Origin of the sequence: Micromonospora sp. NPDC093244, assembly GCF_040683695.1 — a bacterium.
In the GTDB taxonomy this organism is placed as follows: domain Bacteria; phylum Actinomycetota; class Actinomycetes; order Mycobacteriales; family Micromonosporaceae; genus Micromonospora.
This window is the reverse complement of sequence record NZ_JBFBEO010000001.1, coordinates 133,357-153,424: the sequence shown is the minus strand read 5'-3', so window position 1 is coordinate 153,424 and position 20,068 is coordinate 133,357. Positions and strand designations below refer to the sequence as shown.

The 20,068-nt window shown below is 72.2% G+C and carries 15 protein-coding genes and 1 tRNA gene; 1 reads left to right on the top strand and 15 read right to left on the bottom strand.

Going from position 1 to position 20,068, the window contains the following annotated elements; genetic code table 11:
* Window positions 1-112: 112 nt before the first annotated feature.
* The 3 genes from AB0N27_RS00740 to AB0N27_RS00730 all read right to left on the bottom strand — a co-directional run bounded on the left by AB0N27_RS00740 (window position 113) and on the right by AB0N27_RS00730 (window position 3,690).
* Window positions 113-1,351, bottom strand: a complete 1,239-nt coding sequence (locus tag AB0N27_RS00740; RefSeq protein WP_364362339.1) for an FAD-dependent oxidoreductase — start codon at window positions 1,349-1,351, stop codon at window positions 113-115.
* Window positions 1,341-3,458: an MMPL family transporter gene (locus AB0N27_RS00735; protein ID WP_364362338.1), complete on the bottom strand. Its 2,118-nt coding sequence runs from the start codon at window positions 3,456-3,458 to the stop codon at window positions 1,341-1,343. Before AB0N27_RS00735 ends, AB0N27_RS00740 begins: the two co-directional genes overlap by 11 nt.
* 159 nt (window positions 3,459-3,617) lie before the next feature.
* A tRNA-Asn gene (locus tag AB0N27_RS00730) sits at window positions 3,618-3,690 on the bottom strand.
* A gap of 261 nt (window positions 3,691-3,951) precedes the next feature.
* On the opposite strand from AB0N27_RS00730, the gene AB0N27_RS00725 reads away from it, so the two are divergent.
* Window positions 3,952-4,356: a hypothetical protein gene (locus AB0N27_RS00725; protein WP_364362337.1), complete on the top strand. Its 405-nt coding sequence runs from the start codon at window positions 3,952-3,954 to the stop codon at window positions 4,354-4,356.
* A gap of 79 nt (window positions 4,357-4,435) precedes the next feature.
* Here the strand turns inward: AB0N27_RS00725 and AB0N27_RS00720 are convergent, their stop codons facing one another.
* The 12 genes from AB0N27_RS00720 to AB0N27_RS00665 all read right to left on the bottom strand — a co-directional run bounded on the left by AB0N27_RS00720 (window position 4,436) and on the right by AB0N27_RS00665 (window position 19,807).
* The gene (locus AB0N27_RS00720) at window positions 4,436-5,443 is read right to left on the bottom strand and encodes a sugar phosphate isomerase/epimerase family protein (protein ID WP_354824957.1); all 1,008 of its coding nucleotides are present in this window, start codon (window positions 5,441-5,443) and stop codon (window positions 4,436-4,438) included.
* A 211-nt stretch (window positions 5,444-5,654) separates the two neighbouring features.
* Entirely contained in the window at window positions 5,655-6,149 is a 495-nt protein-coding gene (locus AB0N27_RS00715; protein ID WP_364362336.1) for an ATP-binding protein, read from the bottom strand.
* A gap of 196 nt (window positions 6,150-6,345) precedes the next feature.
* Window positions 6,346-8,451 (bottom strand): ThuA domain-containing protein, encoded by a 2,106-nt coding sequence (locus AB0N27_RS00710; RefSeq protein ID WP_364362335.1) that lies wholly within the window; start codon window positions 8,449-8,451, stop codon window positions 6,346-6,348.
* A complete protein-coding gene (locus tag AB0N27_RS00705) occupies window positions 8,448-11,303 on the bottom strand; it encodes a PQQ-dependent sugar dehydrogenase (RefSeq protein ID WP_364362334.1) in 2,856 nt (951 codons plus the stop codon). Before AB0N27_RS00705 ends, AB0N27_RS00710 begins: the two co-directional genes overlap by 4 nt.
* A 217-nt stretch (window positions 11,304-11,520) precedes the next feature.
* Window positions 11,521-12,588, bottom strand: a complete 1,068-nt coding sequence (locus tag AB0N27_RS00700) for a polyprenyl synthetase family protein (protein ID WP_364362333.1) — start codon at window positions 12,586-12,588, stop codon at window positions 11,521-11,523.
* Window positions 12,585-14,000, bottom strand: coding sequence for a nucleotide pyrophosphatase/phosphodiesterase family protein (locus AB0N27_RS00695; protein ID WP_364362332.1), 1,416 nt, complete (start codon window positions 13,998-14,000; stop codon window positions 12,585-12,587). The genes AB0N27_RS00700 and AB0N27_RS00695 overlap by 4 nt, the downstream gene beginning before the upstream one ends.
* Window positions 13,997-15,196 (bottom strand): metabolite traffic protein EboE, encoded by a 1,200-nt coding sequence (gene eboE / locus AB0N27_RS00690; RefSeq protein ID WP_364362331.1) that lies wholly within the window; start codon window positions 15,194-15,196, stop codon window positions 13,997-13,999. Before eboE ends, AB0N27_RS00695 begins: the two co-directional genes overlap by 4 nt.
* Window positions 15,196-16,053, bottom strand: a complete 858-nt coding sequence (locus AB0N27_RS00685; protein ID WP_364362330.1) for a TatD family hydrolase — start codon at window positions 16,051-16,053, stop codon at window positions 15,196-15,198. Before AB0N27_RS00685 ends, eboE begins: the two co-directional genes overlap by 1 nt.
* Window position 16,054: 1 nt before the next feature.
* Window positions 16,055-16,663 carry an EboA domain-containing protein gene (locus AB0N27_RS00680; protein ID WP_364362329.1) on the bottom strand — a complete coding sequence of 203 codons (609 nt, stop codon included), beginning with the start codon at window positions 16,661-16,663 and terminating at the stop codon, window positions 16,055-16,057.
* 57 nt (window positions 16,664-16,720) lie between these two features.
* Complete coding sequence (locus AB0N27_RS00675; RefSeq protein ID WP_364362328.1) at window positions 16,721-17,665, bottom strand: sugar phosphate isomerase/epimerase family protein; 945 nt, start codon at window positions 17,663-17,665, stop codon at window positions 16,721-16,723.
* Window positions 17,662-18,657, bottom strand: coding sequence for an SCO3242 family prenyltransferase (locus AB0N27_RS00670; protein ID WP_364362327.1), 996 nt, complete (start codon window positions 18,655-18,657; stop codon window positions 17,662-17,664). Before AB0N27_RS00670 ends, AB0N27_RS00675 begins: the two co-directional genes overlap by 4 nt.
* Window positions 18,641-19,807, bottom strand: coding sequence for an inositol-3-phosphate synthase (locus tag AB0N27_RS00665; RefSeq protein ID WP_364362326.1), 1,167 nt, complete (start codon window positions 19,805-19,807; stop codon window positions 18,641-18,643). The genes AB0N27_RS00670 and AB0N27_RS00665 overlap by 17 nt, the downstream gene beginning before the upstream one ends.
* Between the last annotated feature and the right edge of the window lie 261 nt (window positions 19,808-20,068).

Genomic DNA, 20,068 nt, shown 5'->3' with positions numbered 1-20,068 from the left:
GCCGGATCTTATCCCGCTCGGCGGTCAGCAGCCAGCACCGCGCCGGCCGGCGCCCACGCCTGCACCAGCACGAAGGGCTACAGGAATATAACAGCGTGCTCGGGTACGGCGGTCAGCCGGCGCGCAGCTCTTCAAGCACCGCGCCGGCGGCGCGCCAGCCGCTGGCGAGGGCGCCCTGGATAGATGGGCTGTCGCGGTGGTCACCGGCCACGAACAGGCCCTCCCCCAACGACACGGGCTTGCGCAGCCGCCCCTGCGGTGGTGGTGCGGCGGGCAGCGCCTGCGGCACGGCGACTGTGGTGAGGTGTGTCCAGTCGGCGGTGGATCGACCGTACAGGCGGGTCAACTCGGCCCGGATGGTCGGCTCGGGTGGGGCCGTCGGGCCGACCACCGAGGTCGCGACGAGGTGCCGTCCGGCGGGGGCGTACGTGCTGGCGGCGTTGCTGACCACCACAGTGTTCGCGACGATCTCCCGCCGGTCGCCGTCGACGAGCAGGATCGGTTCGGCAACGGGTGGTTCGGGCGCGCTGTGGTAGTAGGTGGTGTAGCTGTGCATCCGTACCGTCGCCAGGGCCGGCAGCAGCGCGGCCGCGGCGGGCGGGTCGACGGCGACCACGACGGCCCGGCAGCGGATGTCGCCGGCCTGGGTGCGGACCCGGCCGGGCGCGACCTCGGCGACCGGGATGTTCAGGTCGAGCAGGTCGGCCGGCAACGGGTCGGCGACGGCCCGGGGCAGCGCGGCCATCCCCTCGGCGGGCACGCCGATGCGGCCGCGGGCGAAGGACCGCAGCACCATCGCGAGGACGTGGCTGGAGGTGGCCAGTTCCCGGTCGATGAACACACCTGACAGGAACGGGCGCAGCAGCTCCTCGATGATCGCGTCGGAGAGGCCGGCGCGGCGCAGCGCCGCCTCGGCGCTGGTCTCCGGGGCGGTGAGCAGTCGGGAGGCGGGCAGTGTGGCGCAGCCCGCGGCGAGCGCCGCGAAGCGCAGCCGGTCGCGCAGGGACCCGACGCCGGCGAGGGCGGTGCCCGGGCCGCCGGTGGGCTCGCGCAGCGGGTTGACCAGCCGCAGCAGGTCCTCGCCCTTGCGGACGAGCACCCCGGAGGTGAAGTAGCCGAGGTTGAGCCGGGCGGTGTCGAGCAGCGTGCCGAGCCGGGGGTAGGCGGTGTTGAGCACCTGGAAACCCCTGTCGATCAGGTAGCCGTCGACGACGTCGGTGGCGACCCGGCCGCCGAGTCGGCCGTCGGCCTCCAGCAGCCGCCAGGGCACGCCGGCGCGGTGCAGCCGCCGGGCGGCGGCGAGGCCGGCCAGGCCGCCGCCGACGATGACCACGTCGGTCTCAGCCAGCATCGCGCGCCTCCCGCTCACCGTTCGCCCGGGACAACCGGCCCGGCCACCAGACCTTCGGCCCGATGTCGTACGCGAGTGCCGGCACCAGCAGCGACCGGACGATGATCGTGTCGATGAGTACCCCGACGGCGACGGCGGTACCAAGTTCGACGAGTACCACCAGGGGCAGTACGGCGAGGGCGGAGAAGGTCGCGGCGAGCACGATGCCGGCGGACGTGATCACCCCGCCGGTGACGGCGAGGCCGGCGAGCACACCGGCGCGGGTGCCGCGCTTGACGGACTCCTCGCGGACCCGGCTCATCAGGAAGATGTTGTAGTCGATGCCGAGCGCCACCAGGAACACGAACGCGAACAGCGGGAACGACGAGTCGACGCCGGGGAAGTCGAAGACGTGCCGGAACAGCAGCGCGCACAGGCCGAGGGTGGCGGCGAAGCTGAGCAGCACCGTGGCGATCAGCAGCAGCGGAGCGAGCAGGGCGCGCAGCAGCAGGGCCAGGATGACGGCGATGACCACCAGCACGATCGGGATGATGACGTTCTGGTCGCGTGTCGCGGCGTCGGAGGTGTCCACGTTGATCGCGGTGAAGCCGCCGACAACGGCGTCCGCGTCGGGCACCCGGTGGACGGCGACCCGCAGCTCGCGGATGGCCCGTTCGGCGCCGTCGCTGTCCGGCGGGTCGGCCAGGGTCGCCTCCAGTTGCACCCGCCCGCCGACGACCTTCGGTGCGGCGTTCGGGTCCGGCGGGCCGGTCTGCGGACCGGTGGTGAGCGGGCGGACGTCGGCGACACCGGGTACGCCCTGCGCCACCTGGGCGACCTGCCGGGCGGTCTGTTCGGTGGTGAAGATGGTGGCCGGGCTGCCGGTGCCGGCCGGGTAGTGCCGGGCGATCACCTCCTGCCCGTCGACCGAGTCGGTGCGCTGGGTGAACAGGTCGGACTGGCCGAGGGTGGTGGCGCCGAGCTGGGTGAGGCCGAGCGTGAGCAGGGCCAGCACGACTGCTGTGCTCAGCCAGATCGGCCGGGCGTGCCGGGCCACGAAGCCGGCGATGCGGCTCCAGATGCCGTGTTCGGCGCGCGGGTCGGCCTGGTCCTCTCGGGGCCGGCGGGGCCAGAACGCCCACCGCCCGCCGAGCACCAGCAGCGCGGGCAGGAAGGTGAGCATCACCAGCAGGGTGGCGGCGATGCCGATGGCCGCGACCGGGCCGAGCGCCCGGTTGGAGTTGAGGCTGGACAGCAGCAGGCAGAGCAGGCTGACGATGACGGTGCCGCCGGACGCGATGATGGCGGGTGCGGCGCCCTTCCAGGCGGTGCGCATGGCGTCCCACGGTCGGTCGTGTCGGTGCAGTTCCTCCCGGTAGCGGGCGATGAGCAGCAGCGCGTAGTCGGTGCCGGCGCCGAAGACCAGCACGGTGAGGATGCCCTGGGCCTGCCCGTTGAGCTTGATCACGTCGGCGTCGGCGAGCAGGTAGACGAAGACCGAGGCCAGCGCGTACGACATGCCGGCGGCGAGCAGCGGAAAGATCCAGAGCACCGGGCTGCGGTAGACGATCAGCAGGATGATCAGCACTACGACGAGGGTGACGAGCAGCAGTGGCCCGTCGATGGCGGCGAACACCTCGATCAGGTCGGCGAGTAGGCCGGCCGGTCCGGCGACGTCCACGGTGAGGCCGTTCTGGCCGGCGCCGGTGATGTCGCGCAGCTGCTCGACGACAGTGCCGATCTCCTCACCCTCGGCGTCGTCCACCGGGACGACCACCTGGAGGGCCTGGCCGTCCGCACTGGGGATGGGTGGGGGCAGCGGGGTGACCACGCCGGGCACCTGGGCGAACCGGGCGAGGTCGGCGCCCACCCGCTGCCTGTCCGCGTCGGTGATGCCTGAGGTCCGTTCGTAGACGACAAGCGCCGGAACGGTCTCGCGGTCGACGAACCCGCCGGCGAGGTCCTGGGCGCGGGTCGCCTCGGCGTCGGTGGGCAGGAACGCGGCGTTGTCGTTGGTGGCGACCTCGCTGAGGCGCCCCGAGTACGGGCCGGCCACCCCGCCGATCACCAGCCAGGCCAGCACGACCGCCACCGCGATCAGCGTGGCCCTGCCGCCTCGTCCGGCCATCCGCACCCACCCCTAGAATCGACGCATCAATCGACGCAGCGGGAGTCTAAGTCGACATCGACCATCCTGCCGGGCGAGTGCTGTGCGGGAGGGCGAAACCGGGCCATGCGCACGAAAACGCCCGTCGGCCGGGGCCGACGGGCGTGGGGTGAAACTCTGCTCCCCCGATTGGACTCGAACCAATAACCTGCCGGTTAACAGCCGGCTGCTCTGCCAATTGAGCTACAGGGGATCGTGCACCGCCCGGAACCGGATCTCACCGGCGCCGTGCGACGGGACAAGAGTACAGGACATACCCGGGTGGTGGTCCAGTGGGTTCCCTCCCGGTCCGCAGCTAGACAATCCGGATAAATTGCCATCCCGGCACACACATGCTTGAGCGCAGAGCAGGATGGGTAGTTAGCTGCGGACAGAGGACGCAGGCGCGAATTGGTCGCCTTCGGACGGGGCAACCCGCCGGGGCGACGGCGCGTCAGGTACGGAAGGAGCCGCCATGCGCGGAAAGATCATGTTTCTTGGCGGGCTGGCTGCGGGATTCGTCCTGGGCGCCCGTGCCGGCCGGGAAAAGTACGAGGAGCTCGTGGTCCGGGGCCGCAAGGTGCTCGACCACCCGACCGTCCAGGAGGCGACCGGGGTCGCGCAGGCCCAAGCCAACAAGCTCTACAGCGAGGGTAAGGACAAGCTCGGCCAGAGCAAGCTGGGCGAGAAGCTGGGCACCGGCAACGGCGGCACCGGCAAGCAGGAACTGACCGCCGCCGACGACGCGTTCGCCGGCACGCCCGCCACCGTGGGCGCCAAGACGGGCAGCAGCCAGGTCGGCACGACCTCCGGGTCGCCGTCGGCCACCAACCCCCGCACCAAGCCGTCCGGCTCGGGCACCAACGCCAGCACGCTCTGATCCACCGCACGTAGACCCATCGCACGTCGACGGGCCGGTCGCCGAGAGGGCGACCGGCCCGTGGTATGTCCGGGTGCGGTCAGTCCTTGCTGCTGAACGCCGCGTCGAAGGCGGCGCTCGGGGCGTCGAAGGCGAGCCTCCTGACGAACTGCAACGCCTCCGGAGCGCCGAGCAGGCGGTCCATTCCGGCGTCCTCCCACTCGATCGAGATGGGGCCGGTGTAGCCGATCGCGTTCAACGCGCGGAAGCAGTCCTCCCAGGGCACGTCGCCGTGCCCGGTGGAGACGAAGTCCCACCCGCGGCGCAGGTCCGCCCAGGGCAGGTGCGAGGCGAGCCGGCCACGGCGGCCGTCCCCGGTACGCACCTTCGCGTCCTTGCAGTCCACGTGGTAGATCCGGTCGGCGAAGTCGAAGATGAAGTTCACCGGGTCCAGTTCCTGCCAGACGAAGTGCGACGGGTCCCAGTTCAACCCGAACGCGGGCCGGTTGCCGATGGCCTCCAGTGCCCGCTTCGTCGTCCAGTAGTCGTACGCGATCTCGCTGGGGTGCACCTCGTGCGCGAACCGCACCCCCACCTCGTCGAACACGTCGAGGATCGGGTTCCACCGATCGGCGAAGTCCTGGTAGCCGCGCTCGATCATCGACGGCGGCACCGGCGGGAACATCGCCAGGGTGTGCCAGATCGACGAGCCGGTGAAACCGACGACGGTCTTCACGCCGAGCTTCGCCGCCGCCCGCGCGGTGTCCTTGATCTCCTCGGCGGCCCGCTGACGGACCCCCTCGGGCTCCCCGTCGCCCCAGATCCGGGCGGGCAGGATGTCCTGGTGCCGCTCGTCGATCGGGTGGTCACAGACCGCCTGACCGACCAGGTGGTTGGAGATCGTGAAGACCTGAAGGTTGTGCTTCGCGAGTGTCTCCCGCTTGCGATCGACGTACGAGTCGTCGGCGAGCGCCTTGTCGACCTCGAAGTGGTCGCCCCAGCAGGCGATCTCCAGACCGTCGTAGCCCCACTCGGAGGCGAGCCGGCAGACCTCCTCGAACGGAAGGTCGGCCCACTGGCCGGTGAAGAGCGTGATGGGTCGCGCCATTGTCCTTCTCCCCTGTTGTGATGGGGATTCCATGTGCGGACCAGGGCGAGGGTGACCGGTCGGACCGGTGCGCGGCGTCGGGGCGGTCACCGGTGGGTGCGGAACACACCTGGGCCCGGCGGGTTGCGCCTCCCACCGGGTCACCGGCCACCGTCACGGTCGCCGGTCCCACCCTATTTGCGCCGCACCCCATCGGGGAAGCCCCGGATCGTCACTCGGCCGCTTCTTCGGGCGCCGGCAGGACCGCCTGGACGGTGAAACCGCCGTCGGGTCGCGGGCCGGCGGAGAAGGTGCCGCCGATGCGTTCGGCGCGTCTGCGTACGGCCATCAGCCCTCGGTCGGCACCCCGGGGCTCCCCGGCCGGCGCGGCGGCGTCGGCGCCGTCGTCGCGTACCTCGATGGTGATGCCCTGGGGGTCGTAGCGCAGGCGGACCGCGACCGGCGCGCCCGGGGCGTGCCGGCGCGCGTTGGTCAGCGACTCCTCGATGATCCGGTACGCCGCCACGTCGACCGCCTCCGGCAGCGGCCGGGGCGCACCGGCCAGTGCCCAGCGCACCGACTGGCCGGCGGCGAAGCCCTCCACCAGCGCGTCGAGACGGTTCAGGCTGGGCGGCGGCCCGGTCAACGGGTCGGGCTCGTCGGCGCGGTGCAGCAGCCGGTGCCCGTGCGCCAGCACCATCCGGCGCCACTGCGCGAAAGCCCCCACGACGTGCACGGTACGGCAGCGACCTGTGAGCCGGGCTGCGCCCTCACCCCGCCGATCTTGCACTTTGTGTTGCCGAAAGGTCGGTGTTGCGGCACTGATCCCCGCGGAAAGTGCAAGATCGGCGGGGACGGGGCCAGGCCAGGCCAGGCCCGGCCGAGCGGGGCACGCTCGGCCGGGCCTGGTCGCGCTCAGTCGGTCAGGGCAGGGTCCACTTCTGGTTGGCCGCGTTGAGGCAGGTCCAGAGGTGCACGATGGTGCTGTCCGCCGAGTTGTTGCCGGAGACGTCGAGGCACTTGCCCGACGACGGGTTGCGCAGGGTGCCGTCGGACTGGGCTGCCCAGTTCTGCGCGCCGCTGCCGTTGCAGGTCCAGAGCTGGATCTTGGTGCCGTCGGCGGTGCCGCTGCCGGACACGTCCAGGCACTTGCCGAGCGCCTTGATCGTCGAGTTCGGCGTCACGGTCCAGGTCTGCGCCGCGCTGCTGTTGCAGGTGTAGATCTGGATCTGGGTGCCGTCGGCGGTGCCGGCGTTGCGCACGTCCAGGCACTTGCCGGCCAGGCCCTTGATCGGGCCGACCCGGGTGCCGCCCCCGCTCCCCTTGACCAGTGTGAAGTCGTCAACGTCGAAGAGCCCCGTGCCGCTACCGGTGAACGTGAGGTACAGGTTCTGGGCGCCGGACGGGACGCCCGACAGGGCTGTGGTGACGTTCGCGAAGGTGCTCCAACTGCCGGTGTTCGGTACCGCTACCGAGCCGAGCACCGGGCCGGTCGCCGAGCCGGTACGCACCTGGATGGTGCCGCCCGCGCCGCCGGAGACGACACGGGAGGTGAACGAGGTGACCCCGGTCAGGTCCACCCCGTTGTACGCGGCCCAGTCGCCCGGGTCGATGTAGCCGATGGTCTGCCCGCCGTTGGCGCCCTCCTTGGTGAACGCGGAGACCCCGTTGGCCGAGCTGAACGCCTCGGCCTGGATCGTGCCGGTGGGCGGCGGGGTGGTGCCCAGCTCCTTGATCCGGATGTTGCGGAACGAGGCGTCGTCACCGGTGCCGTGGTTCTGGATGCCGATGTGGCCGGCCAGCGACCGTACCGGGTTGGTGTTGGTGAAGTCGTTGATCTTCACTCCGTTGAGGAAGATCTGCAGCCGCTCACCCTCGACCAGCAGCTCGTACGTGTTCCACTCCCCCGGCGCGTTGAGAGCCGCGTCCCGGGCCGCGATGTCGGCGGACTTGAACGTGTAGACCGCTCCGGTGGTGCGGTCCACCGCGTCGGTGGCGTCGATCTGGATCTCGTAACCGTTGTCCACAGCCGACCACGGGTCACTCGACGGCGGGAACCCGATGAAGATGCCGGAGTTGTCGTCCCCGGCGAGCTTCCAGTCCAGCTTCAACGAGTAGTTCGTGAATTGCTTGGCGCTGTACCAGAACAGCCCCATGCCGCCCACCGAGGTGAGGGTGGCGTCCGAGTTGGTGAAGCTGCCCGGCCCGGCCTGCGACCAACCGGCCGTCGACCCGTTGAACAGCGGCGTGTAGCCGGTCTCCGGCCGGCAGTCGGCCTTGCTCCGACCGGCCGCGTACCTGATGCCGCCGAGCAGGTGCGCCCGGAACGCCGGCTCCGCGTACGACGCCTGGGTGTGCCCGGCGCCGGTGTAGAAGGACCGGCCGCCGCTGTAACCCTTGCACCAGCTCAGCGGGTGGTCCGCGCCCATGCCGCCACCGGAGTACGACGACTCGTCCAGGGTGGCCAGCACGTGCGCGGTGGACCGGGCGTTGGTCCGGTAGTTGTACCACTCGTCGGTGCGGGTCCAGGTCTGCGGCAGGTGCGCGGTCGCCGCGTGACCCCTGTCCTCCACCTTCATGTTGGCCTGCTGGATCGCCGGATGCGAGGCGAACCACGCGCCGACCAGGTTGCCGTAGAACGGCCAGTCGTACTCGGTGTCGGCGGCGGCGTGCACACCCACGTACCCGCGACCCGAGCCGATGTACGACTCGAAGGCGGTCTGCTGGCTGGCGTTGAGCACGTCGCCGGTGGTGTTGAGGAAGACCACAGCCTCGTACTGGGCGAGGTTGGCTGTGGTGAACGCGGCGGCGTCCTCGGTGGCGGTCACCGTGAAGTTGTTCGCGGCGCCCAGGTCACGGATGGTCTGGATACCGACCGGGATCGCGTCGTGCCGGAAGCCTGCGGTCTTGGAGAAGACAAGCACGTCGTACGGGGCGTCGGCGGCACTGGCCGGGGTGGCCGGGGTGGTGCAGGCGAGAACGGCGAGGGCGGCCATCGCCGCGCCGAGGACGGGTCGCAGGATTCTCATGGCAGGGTCCACTTCTGGTTGGCGGCGGCGGTGCAGGTCCACAGGTGGACCACCGTGCTGTCGGCCGAGTTGTTGCCCGAGACGTCGAGACACTTGCCGGACGCCACGTTGCGCAGCGTGCCGTCGGCCTGGGCGGACCAGTTCTGGGCCCCGGTGCCGTTGCAGGTCCAGAGCTGGATCTTGGTGCCGTCGGCGGTGGCGCCACCCGAGACGTCCAGGCACTTGCCCAACGACTTGACAGTCGAGTTCGGCGTGACCGCCCAGGTCTGCGCGGCGCTGCCGTTGCAGGTGTAGATCTGGATCTGGGTGCCGTCCGCGGTGGCGGCGTTGCGCACGTCCAGGCACTTGCCGCCCAGACCCTTGATCGCGCCCGTCCCGCCGGCCGGCGGCGTACCGGTGACGAAGGTGAACGCGTCCAGGTCGAAGAGCGCCCCGGTGCCCGAGCCGGCGAACGTCAGGTAGAGCGTCGTCGTACCGGTCGGCGGGCTGCTGATCGCGCCTGTGACAGTGGTGAACGTCTCCCAGCCGCCGGTCACCGGGACCGTGGCCGAGCCGAGCACCGTGCCGGTGGCCGAGCCGGCCCGGACCTGGAGGGTGCCACCGGCACCCGCCGAGGAGACCCGGGCGGTGAACGACGTGACGTTGCCCAACCGGTACGGCTGGAACGCGATCCAGTCGCCGTTGTTGATGTCGCCGACGGTCTTGCCGCCCTCGGCCGGGGTCTTGCTGAACACGTTGATGCCGGACGAGGTGCCGAAGAACTCGGCCTGCCGGTGCCGCGGCGGCAGCGTGTGCTGGGTGTGCGTGGTCAGCCCACCGGCGTCGGTGTACTCGGCGTCGAAGATCGCGAAGATGTTCGCCGCGTCGTCGTGCTCACCGTCGACCGGGATGGTGATCGAACCGGAGCAGCCGGTCTTCGAGGTGATCTGGTGCCCGTGCTGGTCGTGCCCCAGCACGTAGGTCATCTTGACCTTCGTGCAGTCGATCGTGCCGTCCTCCGGGTCGGTCACCGTGATGCTGAACGGCACCGTGTCACCGAAGCTGAACAACTGCCCGTTGCCCGGGTTGTTGATGGTCACCGTCGGCGCGGTGTTGCCGACGCTGATCCGTACGCTGCTGCTGCCGGTGGCGCCCTGCGGGTCCCGCACCGTCAGCGTGGCCGTGTAGGTGCCGTTCGTGGTGTACGTCTTCGTCGGGTTGGCGGCCGTCGAGGTGGTGCCGTCGCCGAACGCCCACGAGTAGGTGAGCGCACCGCCCTCGGGGTCGGACGAGCCGGCCGAGGAGAAGGTCACCGCGAGCGGGGCGGCGCCGGAGGTCCGGTTGGCGCTGGCCACCGCGGACGGCGCCCGGTTGCCGCCGCCGACGTAGTCGAAGCGGTAGAGCGCCGAGTTGGCGTCGCCGTTGAAGTAGCCGGTGCCGTAGTCGAGCACGTAGTACGCGCCGTCCGGGCCGAACGCCGAGTCCATCACCTGCTTGCCGACCCAGGGGAAGGTGTCGATGGTGCCCCTGGAGCCGTCGGCGTTGACGTGGATGGGCTTGATCCAGCCTCTGCCGAACTCGGTGGCGAAGAACTGCCCGTCGAAGGACTGCGGGAACTTCGTGGTGGAGGTCGACGAGGCGTTGTACCGGTAGACCGGGCCGCCCATCGGCGACTCGGAGCCGCCGCCGAACTCGGTGGGGGTGCCGGCGTCGCCGGCGTACCGGATCCAGGCCGGCTGGGCCGGTGGCAGGGTGGTCAGGCCGGTGTTGCGGAACGAGTTGTTCGTCGGCCCGCCCGCGCAGTTGTACTTCGCCCCGCCGGTGTTGGTGGCGAAGTCCCACTCGTTGTACGTCTCGGTGGTGGTGTTGGTGCCCGTGCAGTACGGCCATCCGTAGTTGCCCGGCGCGGCGACCCGGTTGAACTCGACCTGACCGGACGGGCCTCGGGTGGAGCTGGTGGAGCCGGCGTCCGGCCCGTAGTCACCGACGTAGACGACGCCTGTGGCCTTGTCCACGCTGATCCGGAACGGGTTGCGGAAGCCCATCGCGTAGATCTCCGGGCGGGTCCTGGCCGTGCCGGGCGCGAACAGGTTGCCCGACGGGATTGAGTACGTCCCGTTGGCGTTCACCTTGATCCGCAGGATCTTGCCCCGCAGGTCGTTGGTGTTGCCGGCGCTGCGCTGGGCGTCGTACGCCGGGTTGCGGTTGGTCCGCTCGTCGAGCGGCGAGTAGCCGGCGGACTCGAACGGGTTGGTGTCGTCGCCGGTGGAGAGGTAGAGGTTGCCGGCGGCGTCGAAGTCGATGTCCCCGCCGACGTGGCAGCACAGGCCCCGGTCGGCGGGTACGTCGAGCACGTCGACCTTGCTGGCCTGGTTGACTGTGAAGTCGGCGTTGAGGGTGAACCGGGAGAGGCGGTTCACGCCCTGCCAGGCCGAGAAGTCGGTGCCGGTGGCGGGCGCGTCCCCGGCGGGGGTGGACAGCGGCGGGGCGTAGTAGAGGAAGATCTGCCTGTTGCTGGCGAAGTTCGGGTCGACCCCGACGCCCTGCAACCCCTCCTCGTCGTGGTTGTAGACGGCCAGGGTGCCGATCACCGAGGTGGTGCCGGCCGCGTCGGTGCGGCGCAGGGTGCCGTTGCGGGCGGTGTGCAGGACGGAGCGGTCCGGCAGTACGGCGAGCGACATCGGCTCGCCCATGTCGGAGACGCCGCGGGCCAGCTCGACCTGCTGGAAGTCGCTCGCGGTGATGGTGTGCGCCTGCGCGGGTGTCGAGCCGAGTGCGAGTGCGACGGTGCCACCCGCGATCGTGAGCAGCAGGGCCGATCCGGCGGAGAACCATCGTCGGGACCGGTGGCTGGGTGCGTCCTTCATGGACATCTGTGCTGTCCCTTCCTGACGGATGCCAGGCCGGGCGCGCGCCGTCGCGCCGGATGCCGTAGCGGTGGTGGGGGTCGATGGGTTACCGCGCCGCCGGTTCACCTCGACGAAACATTGTCGTGTTGGTCACGACACTAAATTGCGGCGTGTCGATGTGTCTATACCTTCCGGTGATCCGGCAACAACTTTCGTCGATCTCGCCGAAAGTCGGCGGGATTCAGGCGCGGCGGTCGATCGCCTGCGCGGCCAACGCGACAAGCGCGGCGCGGGCCTCGTCGGCCACCTGGGCGCTCTCCAGGGCGGTCAGCGCCGCCTCGGTACGGACCCGGATCATCTGCTCGATGCGCTCCCGCGCGCCGGTCCCCTCGATGATCGTCCGCAGCTCCGCCGCGCCGTCGGAGTCCAGCGTGGGGTTGCCGAACAGCTCCCGCAGCCGCGCGGTCTGCGTCCGGTCGGCGGCGCTGCGGGCCAGCGCCATCATCACCGTCGGCTTGCCCTCGCGCAGGTCGTCGAGCACCGACTTGCCGGTGACCGCCGGGTCACCGAAGACGCCAAGCACGTCGTCGCGCAGCTGGAACGCGTCGCCCAACGGGTCACCGAACTCGCCCAGCGCCTCGATCAGCTCCGGTCCCGCACCGGCCAGCGCCGCGCCGATCTGCAACGGCCGGGTCACCGTGTAGCGGGCGGCCTTCATTCTTATCACCGTGAGCGCGCTGGCCACCGAGCCGTCGCCCACCCCGGAGACCAGGTCCAGGTACTCCCCCGCGATCACCTCGGTACGCATCAACGCGAACACGCCGTAGCCGCGGTGCACCTGCTCGGTGCCCAGACCGCACTCGTGGAACATCTGGTCCGACCAGGCGGCGCAGAGGTCGCCGCAGAGCAGCGCGGTGTTGCGCCCGTACGCCTCCGGGTCGCCGCGCCACGACGAACGGGCGTGCAGGTCGGCGAAGAGCCTGTGCACCGACGGCTCACCCCGACGGCGGTCGCTGCCGTCGAGGATGTCGTCGTGGATCAGCGCGAAGGCGTGGAACAGCTCCAGGGCCGCCGCCGCCACCACGATCGGGGTGCCGTCGGCGGCGCCCGCCCCGCGCCAACCCCAGTAGCAGAAGAGCGGACGCAGCCGCTTCCCGCCGGCCAACACGAACCGTTGCAGCGCGGTGAACACCCCGCGCGGCGCGCCGTCCGGCCAGTCCGGCCCCTGCCGGTCGAGGAACGCGGCCAGCTCCGCGTCGAAGCGCGCGCGCAGCCCGCTGGTGTCGGTGGGCGCGACGGTGACCGTCATGTCCGCTCCCCCGACCCCTCCGCGCCGCCGGCGCCTAACCCGGCCAACTCCAGTAACAACCCCTTGACCTCGGTGGCGGCGACCCGGTCCCGGGCCGCGCCCGCGTCGGAGCAGAGCAGCACCGGGGCGTCCGCCGGGTCGTCCGGCAGCCGTCCGTGCGAGCCGCGTACCGCGCGGGCGCCGGCGTCCAGGCCGACGGCGCTCATCAGGTACCGCATGCCCACCTTCTTGCGGGCCAGCGCGGCGGCCGCCCGCAGCTTCGCCGCCCCGGGGTTGGCCGGGTCGAAGAACAGTTCGGCGGGGTCGTACCCGGGCTTGCGGTGGATCTCGACCAGCCGGGCGAAGTCCGGCGCGCGGGCGTCGTCGAGCCAGTAGTAGTAGGTGAACCAGGCGTCCGGCTCGGCCACAAGCACCAGCTCACCGGCGCGCGGATGGTCCAGCCCGTGCGCGGCCTTGCCCTCGGCGTCGAGGACCTCGGCCACCCCGGGCAGGCCGGCGCAGAGCTTCGCCACCGCCGGCACGTCGGCCGGATCCTTGACGTAGACGTGCGCGATCTGGTGGTCGGCGACCGCGAACGCCTTCGACGTCCACGGGTCGAGGTACTCCATGCCGGCCTGCGTGTGCACCCGCAGCAGTCCTTCGGAGCGCAGCAGCCGGTTGACGTCCACCGGTCGGGACACGTCGGTGATGCCGTACTCGGACAGCACCACCACTGTGGCGTCGCGGGCGCGTGCGGCGTCCAGCAGTGGCCCGAGCACGGTGTCCAGCTCGGCCGCCGCGGCGGCGGCCTGCGCCGACGAGGGACCGAAGCGTTGCAGGTCGTAGTCCAGGTGCGGGACGTAGACGAGGGTGAGGTCGGGCGACACATCTGCCAGGATCTGCTCGGCGGCCTGGCAGATCCACTTCGACGATGCCAGGCTGGCCGTCGGCCCCCAGTACGTGAACAGTGGGAAGGTGCCCAGCCGGCCGGTGAGCGCGGCGTGCAGCTCCGGCGGGTCGGTGTAGCAGTCCGGCTCCTTGCGCCCGTCGGCGTAGTACACCGGGCGCGGGGTGACCGTCCAGTCGACGTCGGCGCCCATGGCGTACCACCAGCAGACGTTGGCGACGGTGTAGCCGGGCTCGGCCCTGCGGGCCGCCTGCCAGAGCTTCTCCCCGCCGACGAGCGCGTTGTGCTGCCGCCACAGCAGCACCTCGCCCAGTTCCCGGAAGTACCAGCCGTTGCCGACGATGCCGTGCCCGCTCGGCGGTTCGCCGGTGAGGAAGGTGGACTGCACCGAGCAGGTCACGGCGGGCAGCACGGTGCCCAGCTCGGCCCGGAAGCCGCCGTCGGCGACACCGCGCAGCCGGGGCATGTGCGCCAGCAGTCGCGGGGTCAGCCCCACCACGTCGAGGACCACCAGTCGTCGGCTCATCGCGTCACTCCCGTGTTCACTGTGCTCTCCGGGGTCAGCCCGAGGCCGACCAGTTCGTCACGGGCGAAGGCCAGCTCGGCGGCGATGCCGCCGGCCAGCTCCGCGTCGGTGCCCGGCCTCCGCGCGGCCGGCAACACCCCCCAGGTGTACGTCTCGACGTCGAGGTGGTCGCACCCCGCGGTCGGACCGGTGTAGAGCGCTCTCAGGGCGGCGCGCAGAACAGGCAGGGTCGAGCCGAGCGGTTCCTCCGGCGGGGCGTGCAGGGGCACGTGGTAGTGCACCCGCCACGGGCCGGGCAGCGCCCGGTCCAGTGCCTCGTCCAGGTCGTCGGCGGCGTACGCCTCGTCGGCGGGGTCGCTGCCGCCGGCGCACCCGGCACCCCGGGTCTGGTGCATGAAGCGCGGCTCCACCCAGCGGTGCAGCGCCTCGGCCCCGCCGACCGGGTCGGCGGCCTCGACGGCGGCGGAGACCTGCACCTTCACCACCGGCAGCCCGGCCGCCCGGAGCCGGTCCAGTGCCGCCACGGGGTCTTCCCAGGCGCACGCCAGGTGGGCCAGGTCGAGACAGATGCCCAACCGCTCGGTGTCCATGCCGGACAGCAGGGCGGCGGCCTGACCGGTGCTCTCCACCACGCAGCCGGGCTCCGGTTCGAAGCCGACCCGCACCTCGCGGCCGGTGTCCCGCTGCACCGCTGCCAGGCCGGCGGCGAGCTGGTCCAGCCGGCGACGGGAGGCGTCGGCCCGGTCGGTGTCCCAGGGCTGCCGCCAGGCCAGCGGCAGGGTGGAGATCGAGCCCCGGACCGCGTCGTCGGGCAGCAGGTCGGCGAGCACCCGGGCCAGGTCCAGCGTGTACGTCAACCGCTGCTCGGTGGTCCAGTCGGGGTGGTAGACGTCCTTCTTGACCACCGGGGCCTGGAAGGCCGCGTACGGGAAGCCGTTGAGGGTGACCACCTCGAGGCCTCGCGCGTCGAGTTCGGTGCGCAGCCGGCGGCGCAGCGCCGGGTCCGCGGCCAGCTCGGCGGCGACCGGGGCGGCCAACCACAGGCCGAGCCCGAGCCTGTCGCTGCCGAGCGCCTCGCGGACGGGAAGGGCGTAGGTGTCCAGTTGACCGATGATGCCGGCGAGGTCCTCGGCGGGGTGCACGTTCGTGCAGTAGCCGAGGTGGACGGTGCCGCCGCCGGCATGTCGTAGCCGCATCAGCTGCCGCCGCGCAGGATCGAGTTGCCGGTCTGCGGGTCCACGGCCGCCGGGTCCTCCAGGTCGCTGAGGTCGAGTCGGCCGGACTGCCCGTAGAACTCCACCGGGTTGCGCCACAGCACCCTGTCGATGTCGTCGTCGCTGAACCCGGCCTGTGACATCGCCTCGCCGGTGGCCCGGGTCAGCAGCGGGTCGGAGCGCCCCCAGTCGGCGGCCGAGTTGACGAGCATCCGTTCGGTGCCGTACTCGCGCAGCAGCTCGACCATCCGCGACGGGGTCATCTTGGTGTCCGGGTAGATGGAGAAGCCCAGCCAGCAGCCGGTGTCTCGGACCAGCTTGACCGTCACCTCGTTGAGGTGGTCGACGACCACCCGTCCCGGTTCGATGCCGGACTCGGCGACCACGGCGAGGGTGCGCTCGACGCCCCGGGCCTTGTCCCGGTGCGGGGTGTGCACGAGCGCAGGCAGGTCGTGCGCCACGGCCAGCGCGAGCTGGGCGGCGAACGCCTCGTCCTCCTCCGGGGTCATCGAGTCGTACCCGATCTCGCCGACCGCCACCACCGCGTCCTTGTCCAGGTAGCGGGGCAGCAGGTCCAGGACCGGGCGGCAGCGGCTGTCGTTGGCCTCCTTGGGGTTCAGCGCCACAGTGGCGAAGTGCCGCACCCCGAACTGCCCGGCCCGGAACGGCTCCCAGCCGATCAGCGAGTCGAAGTAGTCGGTGAACGAGGCGGCGCTGGTACGCGGCTGACCCAGCCAGAACGACGGTTCCACCACGGCGCGGACGCCGGCGGCGGCCATCCGTTCGTAGTCGTCGGTGGTGCGTGAGGTCATGTGGATGTGGGGGTCGAAGATGCGCATGTCACGCCTCCCGGGGCAGTGCGGCGGTGAGCCGGTCGAGCAGGTCGGTGGCGTCGGCGGGCAGTTCCCGGCCGGCGGCGTGCCGTTCGGCGGCCAGCGCGGCCAGCATGGTGGCCAGCTCGCCGTCGGCGCGGGCGTCCAGGTCGGCCACCGCGGCGAGGGGGACGCCACTGAACACGCACTTGAGCACCGCCTGCCGCCACGCCGCCGCGTCGAGGTGCCTGGCGTACGGGCCGAGGGCGGCGGCGACCAGCCGGGTGTCGTTGGTCCGGATCGCGTCGTGCAGCAGCGGCACCCCTGCGGCGCCGATCGGCAGCAGCGGCAGGGCGCGCAGCACGGCCCGCCGCTCGGCCGCGTCGCCGTGCCGGTAGAGGGTGTCGGCGTACCCGGCGTGGTCGCCGGGGAGCGCGGTGAGCAGCAGTACCCGGGCCGCGTCGTCGGCGGTCCAGCCGGGGGCGTCGGGCAGCGCGGCGCGTCCGCAGCGCCGGCCCACGGCGGGGAAGAGCCGGATGATCTCGGTGGGTTCGGTCGCGACCCGGCGCACCGCCGTGTCCAGCCAGTCGGGATCGGGTACGCCCCGCAGTGCGGCCCGCAGTGAATCCGGTGTCATGCCGTCTCCTCCCTCGTGCTGCTCCCAGGTGTGCCCCGCCACCCCTTTGCTCTGCACCTATATGTGCACCGAGGCCTCGTCAGCGGGTGTCGCCTCGGCGGATGTCGCGGCAGTGGGTGTCGCGGCTGCTGCGGCGGCGGCGCGCAGGAACTCGATCGACCGGGCCGCCACGGCAGGTGCGGCGTGTGAGTCGCGGGGCAGCTCCACCGCGACCAGGCCCCGGTAGCCGGCCTGTGCCAGGGCCGCCAGCACCGGCGGGAAGTCGATCTCGCCGACGCCGAACTCCAGATGCTCGTGCACACCCCGGCGCATGTCGTCGATCTGCACGTTGACCAGGTGGTCGGCCACCTCGGCGACGCACTGCGGCACCGGCCACGGCTCCAGGCAACGGCAGTGTCCGATGTCGAGGGTGATGCCGAGGCGGGCCGGCGCCCCGAGGGCGGTGTGCAGTCGACGCCAGTCGGCGATGTCCTCGACGAGCATTCCGGGCTCCGGTTCGAAGCCGAGGGTGACGCCTGCGGAGTCGGCGGCGTCGACGACTGTGGCGCACCCGGCGACCAGACGGTCCCAGGCGCACTGCGGCGACACCGCCTCGGGGCGTACGCCGGCCCAGAACGAGACCGCCTCCGCGCCGAGGTCGGCGCTGACCCGGACGGCCCGCCGCAGGAACTCGATCCGCCGCGTCGGGTCGTCGTGCAGCAGCGTCGGGGCGTGCTTGTGCCACGGGTCGAGCAGGTACCGGGCCCCGGTCTCGATCACCACGGAGAGGCCCAGCTCGTTCAGTCGTCGGCCGACCGCGGTGACCCGGCGGGTGAGGCCGGGCGCGAACGGGTCGAGGTGGTCGTGGTCCAGGGTGAGCGCCACCCCGTCGTACCCGAGGTCGGCGATGACGGCGAGCGCGTCGTCGAGCCGGTGGTTGGCGAAGCCGTTGGTGCCGTACCCCAGGCGCAGGGTCGTCGCGTCGGCGGACGGCGGCGCGGGTCGGGGCGCGGCGGCGCTCATGTCGGGGACATCTTCCGGGCCAGCCGCCGACCCAACGGCGCCGCCGCCGCGACGGCGACGCCGAGCAGGCCGGCTCCGCCGCGTGCGGTGAGCGCCCCCTGGAGGGCGGGTAGACAGGTGATCCCCGCGCCGACGGCGGCACGGACCCGCCCGGCCGACGGGTCACGGACCACCTCGGCCTGCGCCGCGCCGTACCGGGCCGCGTACCAACCGGCCAGCACGGCGGGCAGCACGGCCGCGATCCCGGCCGACCGGGAGCGGGCTCCGTGGACAGGGGTCTCGTCGACGGCCCCGGCCCGGTCGGTCGTTTCGGCATGCGGGGTCGGATCGGCCCGGCCGGACACCCCGGCCCGATCGGTCTGCCCGGTCGGGGCGCGGCGGGTGCCCGGCGCGGCGACGGCGGCGCTTGCCGCTACCAGGGCGGTGCCGGCGAGTGTGCGCATCGGCAGGACCCTGTCGGCGCCGGTGACCTCCTGCCGGGACAGCGCGGTGACCGTCCAGGTGTGCGCGGCGACCGTCGCCGCCGCCGGCAACGCCCGGGTCAGCCGGCCGCCGGACGCGCCGAGCAGCACGTCCAGCCCCCGGCAGGCGGCCATCACCGCCGGCCCGGCGGCGGTGTTCTTGGCCAGCAGGTCGTACCCCCAGATGGTGGCGGCCAGGGGCACGGCGAGGGCGGCGGCGCGGCGACCGCCCACGGCGGCGGCCAGGCCCACGCCGGCGGCGGTGAGACCGGCGGCGAGACCGACAGCGACGGTAGGGGTGACCCGGCCGCTGGGGATCGGCCGCTCGGGCCGCTCCACGGCGTCCAGGCGGCGGTCCGCCCAGTCGTTGGCGGCCATGCCGGCCCAGTAGAGCAGGACCGACGCGCCGGCCAGGGCGGGAGTACGCGGGCCCAGCGCGCCGGCCGCCGCCGCGCCGGCGACCACGTCACCGGGGACCGACAGCGCGGCAGGTGCCCGGACCAGCTCGGCGACGTCAGACAGCGTGGTCATGGCCACCGTCCCGGCCGACGTGCAACTGGCGGGTGAAGTCGGTCAGCCGCGTCCACTGCTCGGCCAGCGAGTGGGTGGGGGCACCGAGTGGGTCCTTGAAGAAGAAGCCCAGTTCGGGCAGCGGCCCGACGCGTCCGGCGGCGTGCGCGGCGGCGGTGAGCCGGGCCAGGTCCAGCACCAGCGGTGCCGCCAGCGCGGAGTCGCAGCCGTGCCAGGTGAACTCCATCCGCATGCCGGTGCCGAGGAAGCCGGCGAACGTGATCAGATCCCAGGCGGTCTTGAAGTCACCCAGCTCCTCGACGTACTCGATCCGGGTGCCGCCCTGCGGGACGTAGCCCAGCGTCTCGCCGAGCACCCGCTGCTTGCTCTGCACCTTTGCCGCGTTGGCGGCCGGATCGGCGAGGGTGGCGCCGTCGCCGCCGCCCAGCAGGTTCATCCCGGACCAGGAGCGCACCGCCAGGTTGCGCATCGCGAACATCGGCGCGAGCACCGACTTGACCAGGGTCTCCCCGGTCTTGCCGTCGTGCCCGGCGTACGGCAGTCGCAGCTCCTCGGCAAGCGCGGCGAGCGCCGGCAGCCGCAGCCCGGTGGACGGGGTGAAGTCGACGTACGGGGAGCCGGCCAGCAGCGCCGCGTACGCGTACAGGGAACTGGGCGGCAGCACCTCGTCCGGGCCGGTGAGCGCGGCGCGCAGCGCGTCCGGGTCGGCGTGCCCCGGGTGCGGTCGGGGGGCCGGTTCGGTGGCGGAGACGTTGACCACCACCACTTGGTCCAGTGCGTGCCGTTCCCGGAAGCTGGTGAGGTCGTCGACGGCGGCAGCGGCCCGGTCGGCCTGGGTGGCACCGGTCGGCGCGGGGCGCAGCTCCTGCTCGACGGCGGCCAGCTCGTCGGGGAGCGCGGCGACCAGCCTGCCGGGGACGACACCGGCGTCGGCAAGCGCCTCCGCGCGCTTGCACAGCGGGGTGGTAGCCAGGTCGTGTCCGCCGAAGACCAGGTCGGCGAAGGACGGCAGGGCGGGACCCCGCAGCTCGGGCAGTTCCGTGACGCAGCCGGTCGGCCCGGCCAGGCCGGCTCGCAGCGCGAGCCCTCCGACGATGCTGGTGGTCGCGACCGAACCGCGCGCTCCCACCAACCAGACACCCGTTCGCATGGTGCACCCTCCTCATCCAGAGGAACCGTCGGTACAACTAAATATAGGAATATCAGAATATTGTTGGGAAAGATACGCCCTTGGTGGATGGGCCCCGCCCGCCCGGCCCGCACCAGGACGGCACCCGGTTCCGACGTCGGCGTCGGCGGCGACGACGCCGGACCGGTTCCCGGTGCGGGTACGGACAGACGGGGCTGGCAGGCAGGGTCGGTCGGCGTCTCGACCCTGCCTCCCCCGCATCCGGCCGGCCAGGGCGTTGGC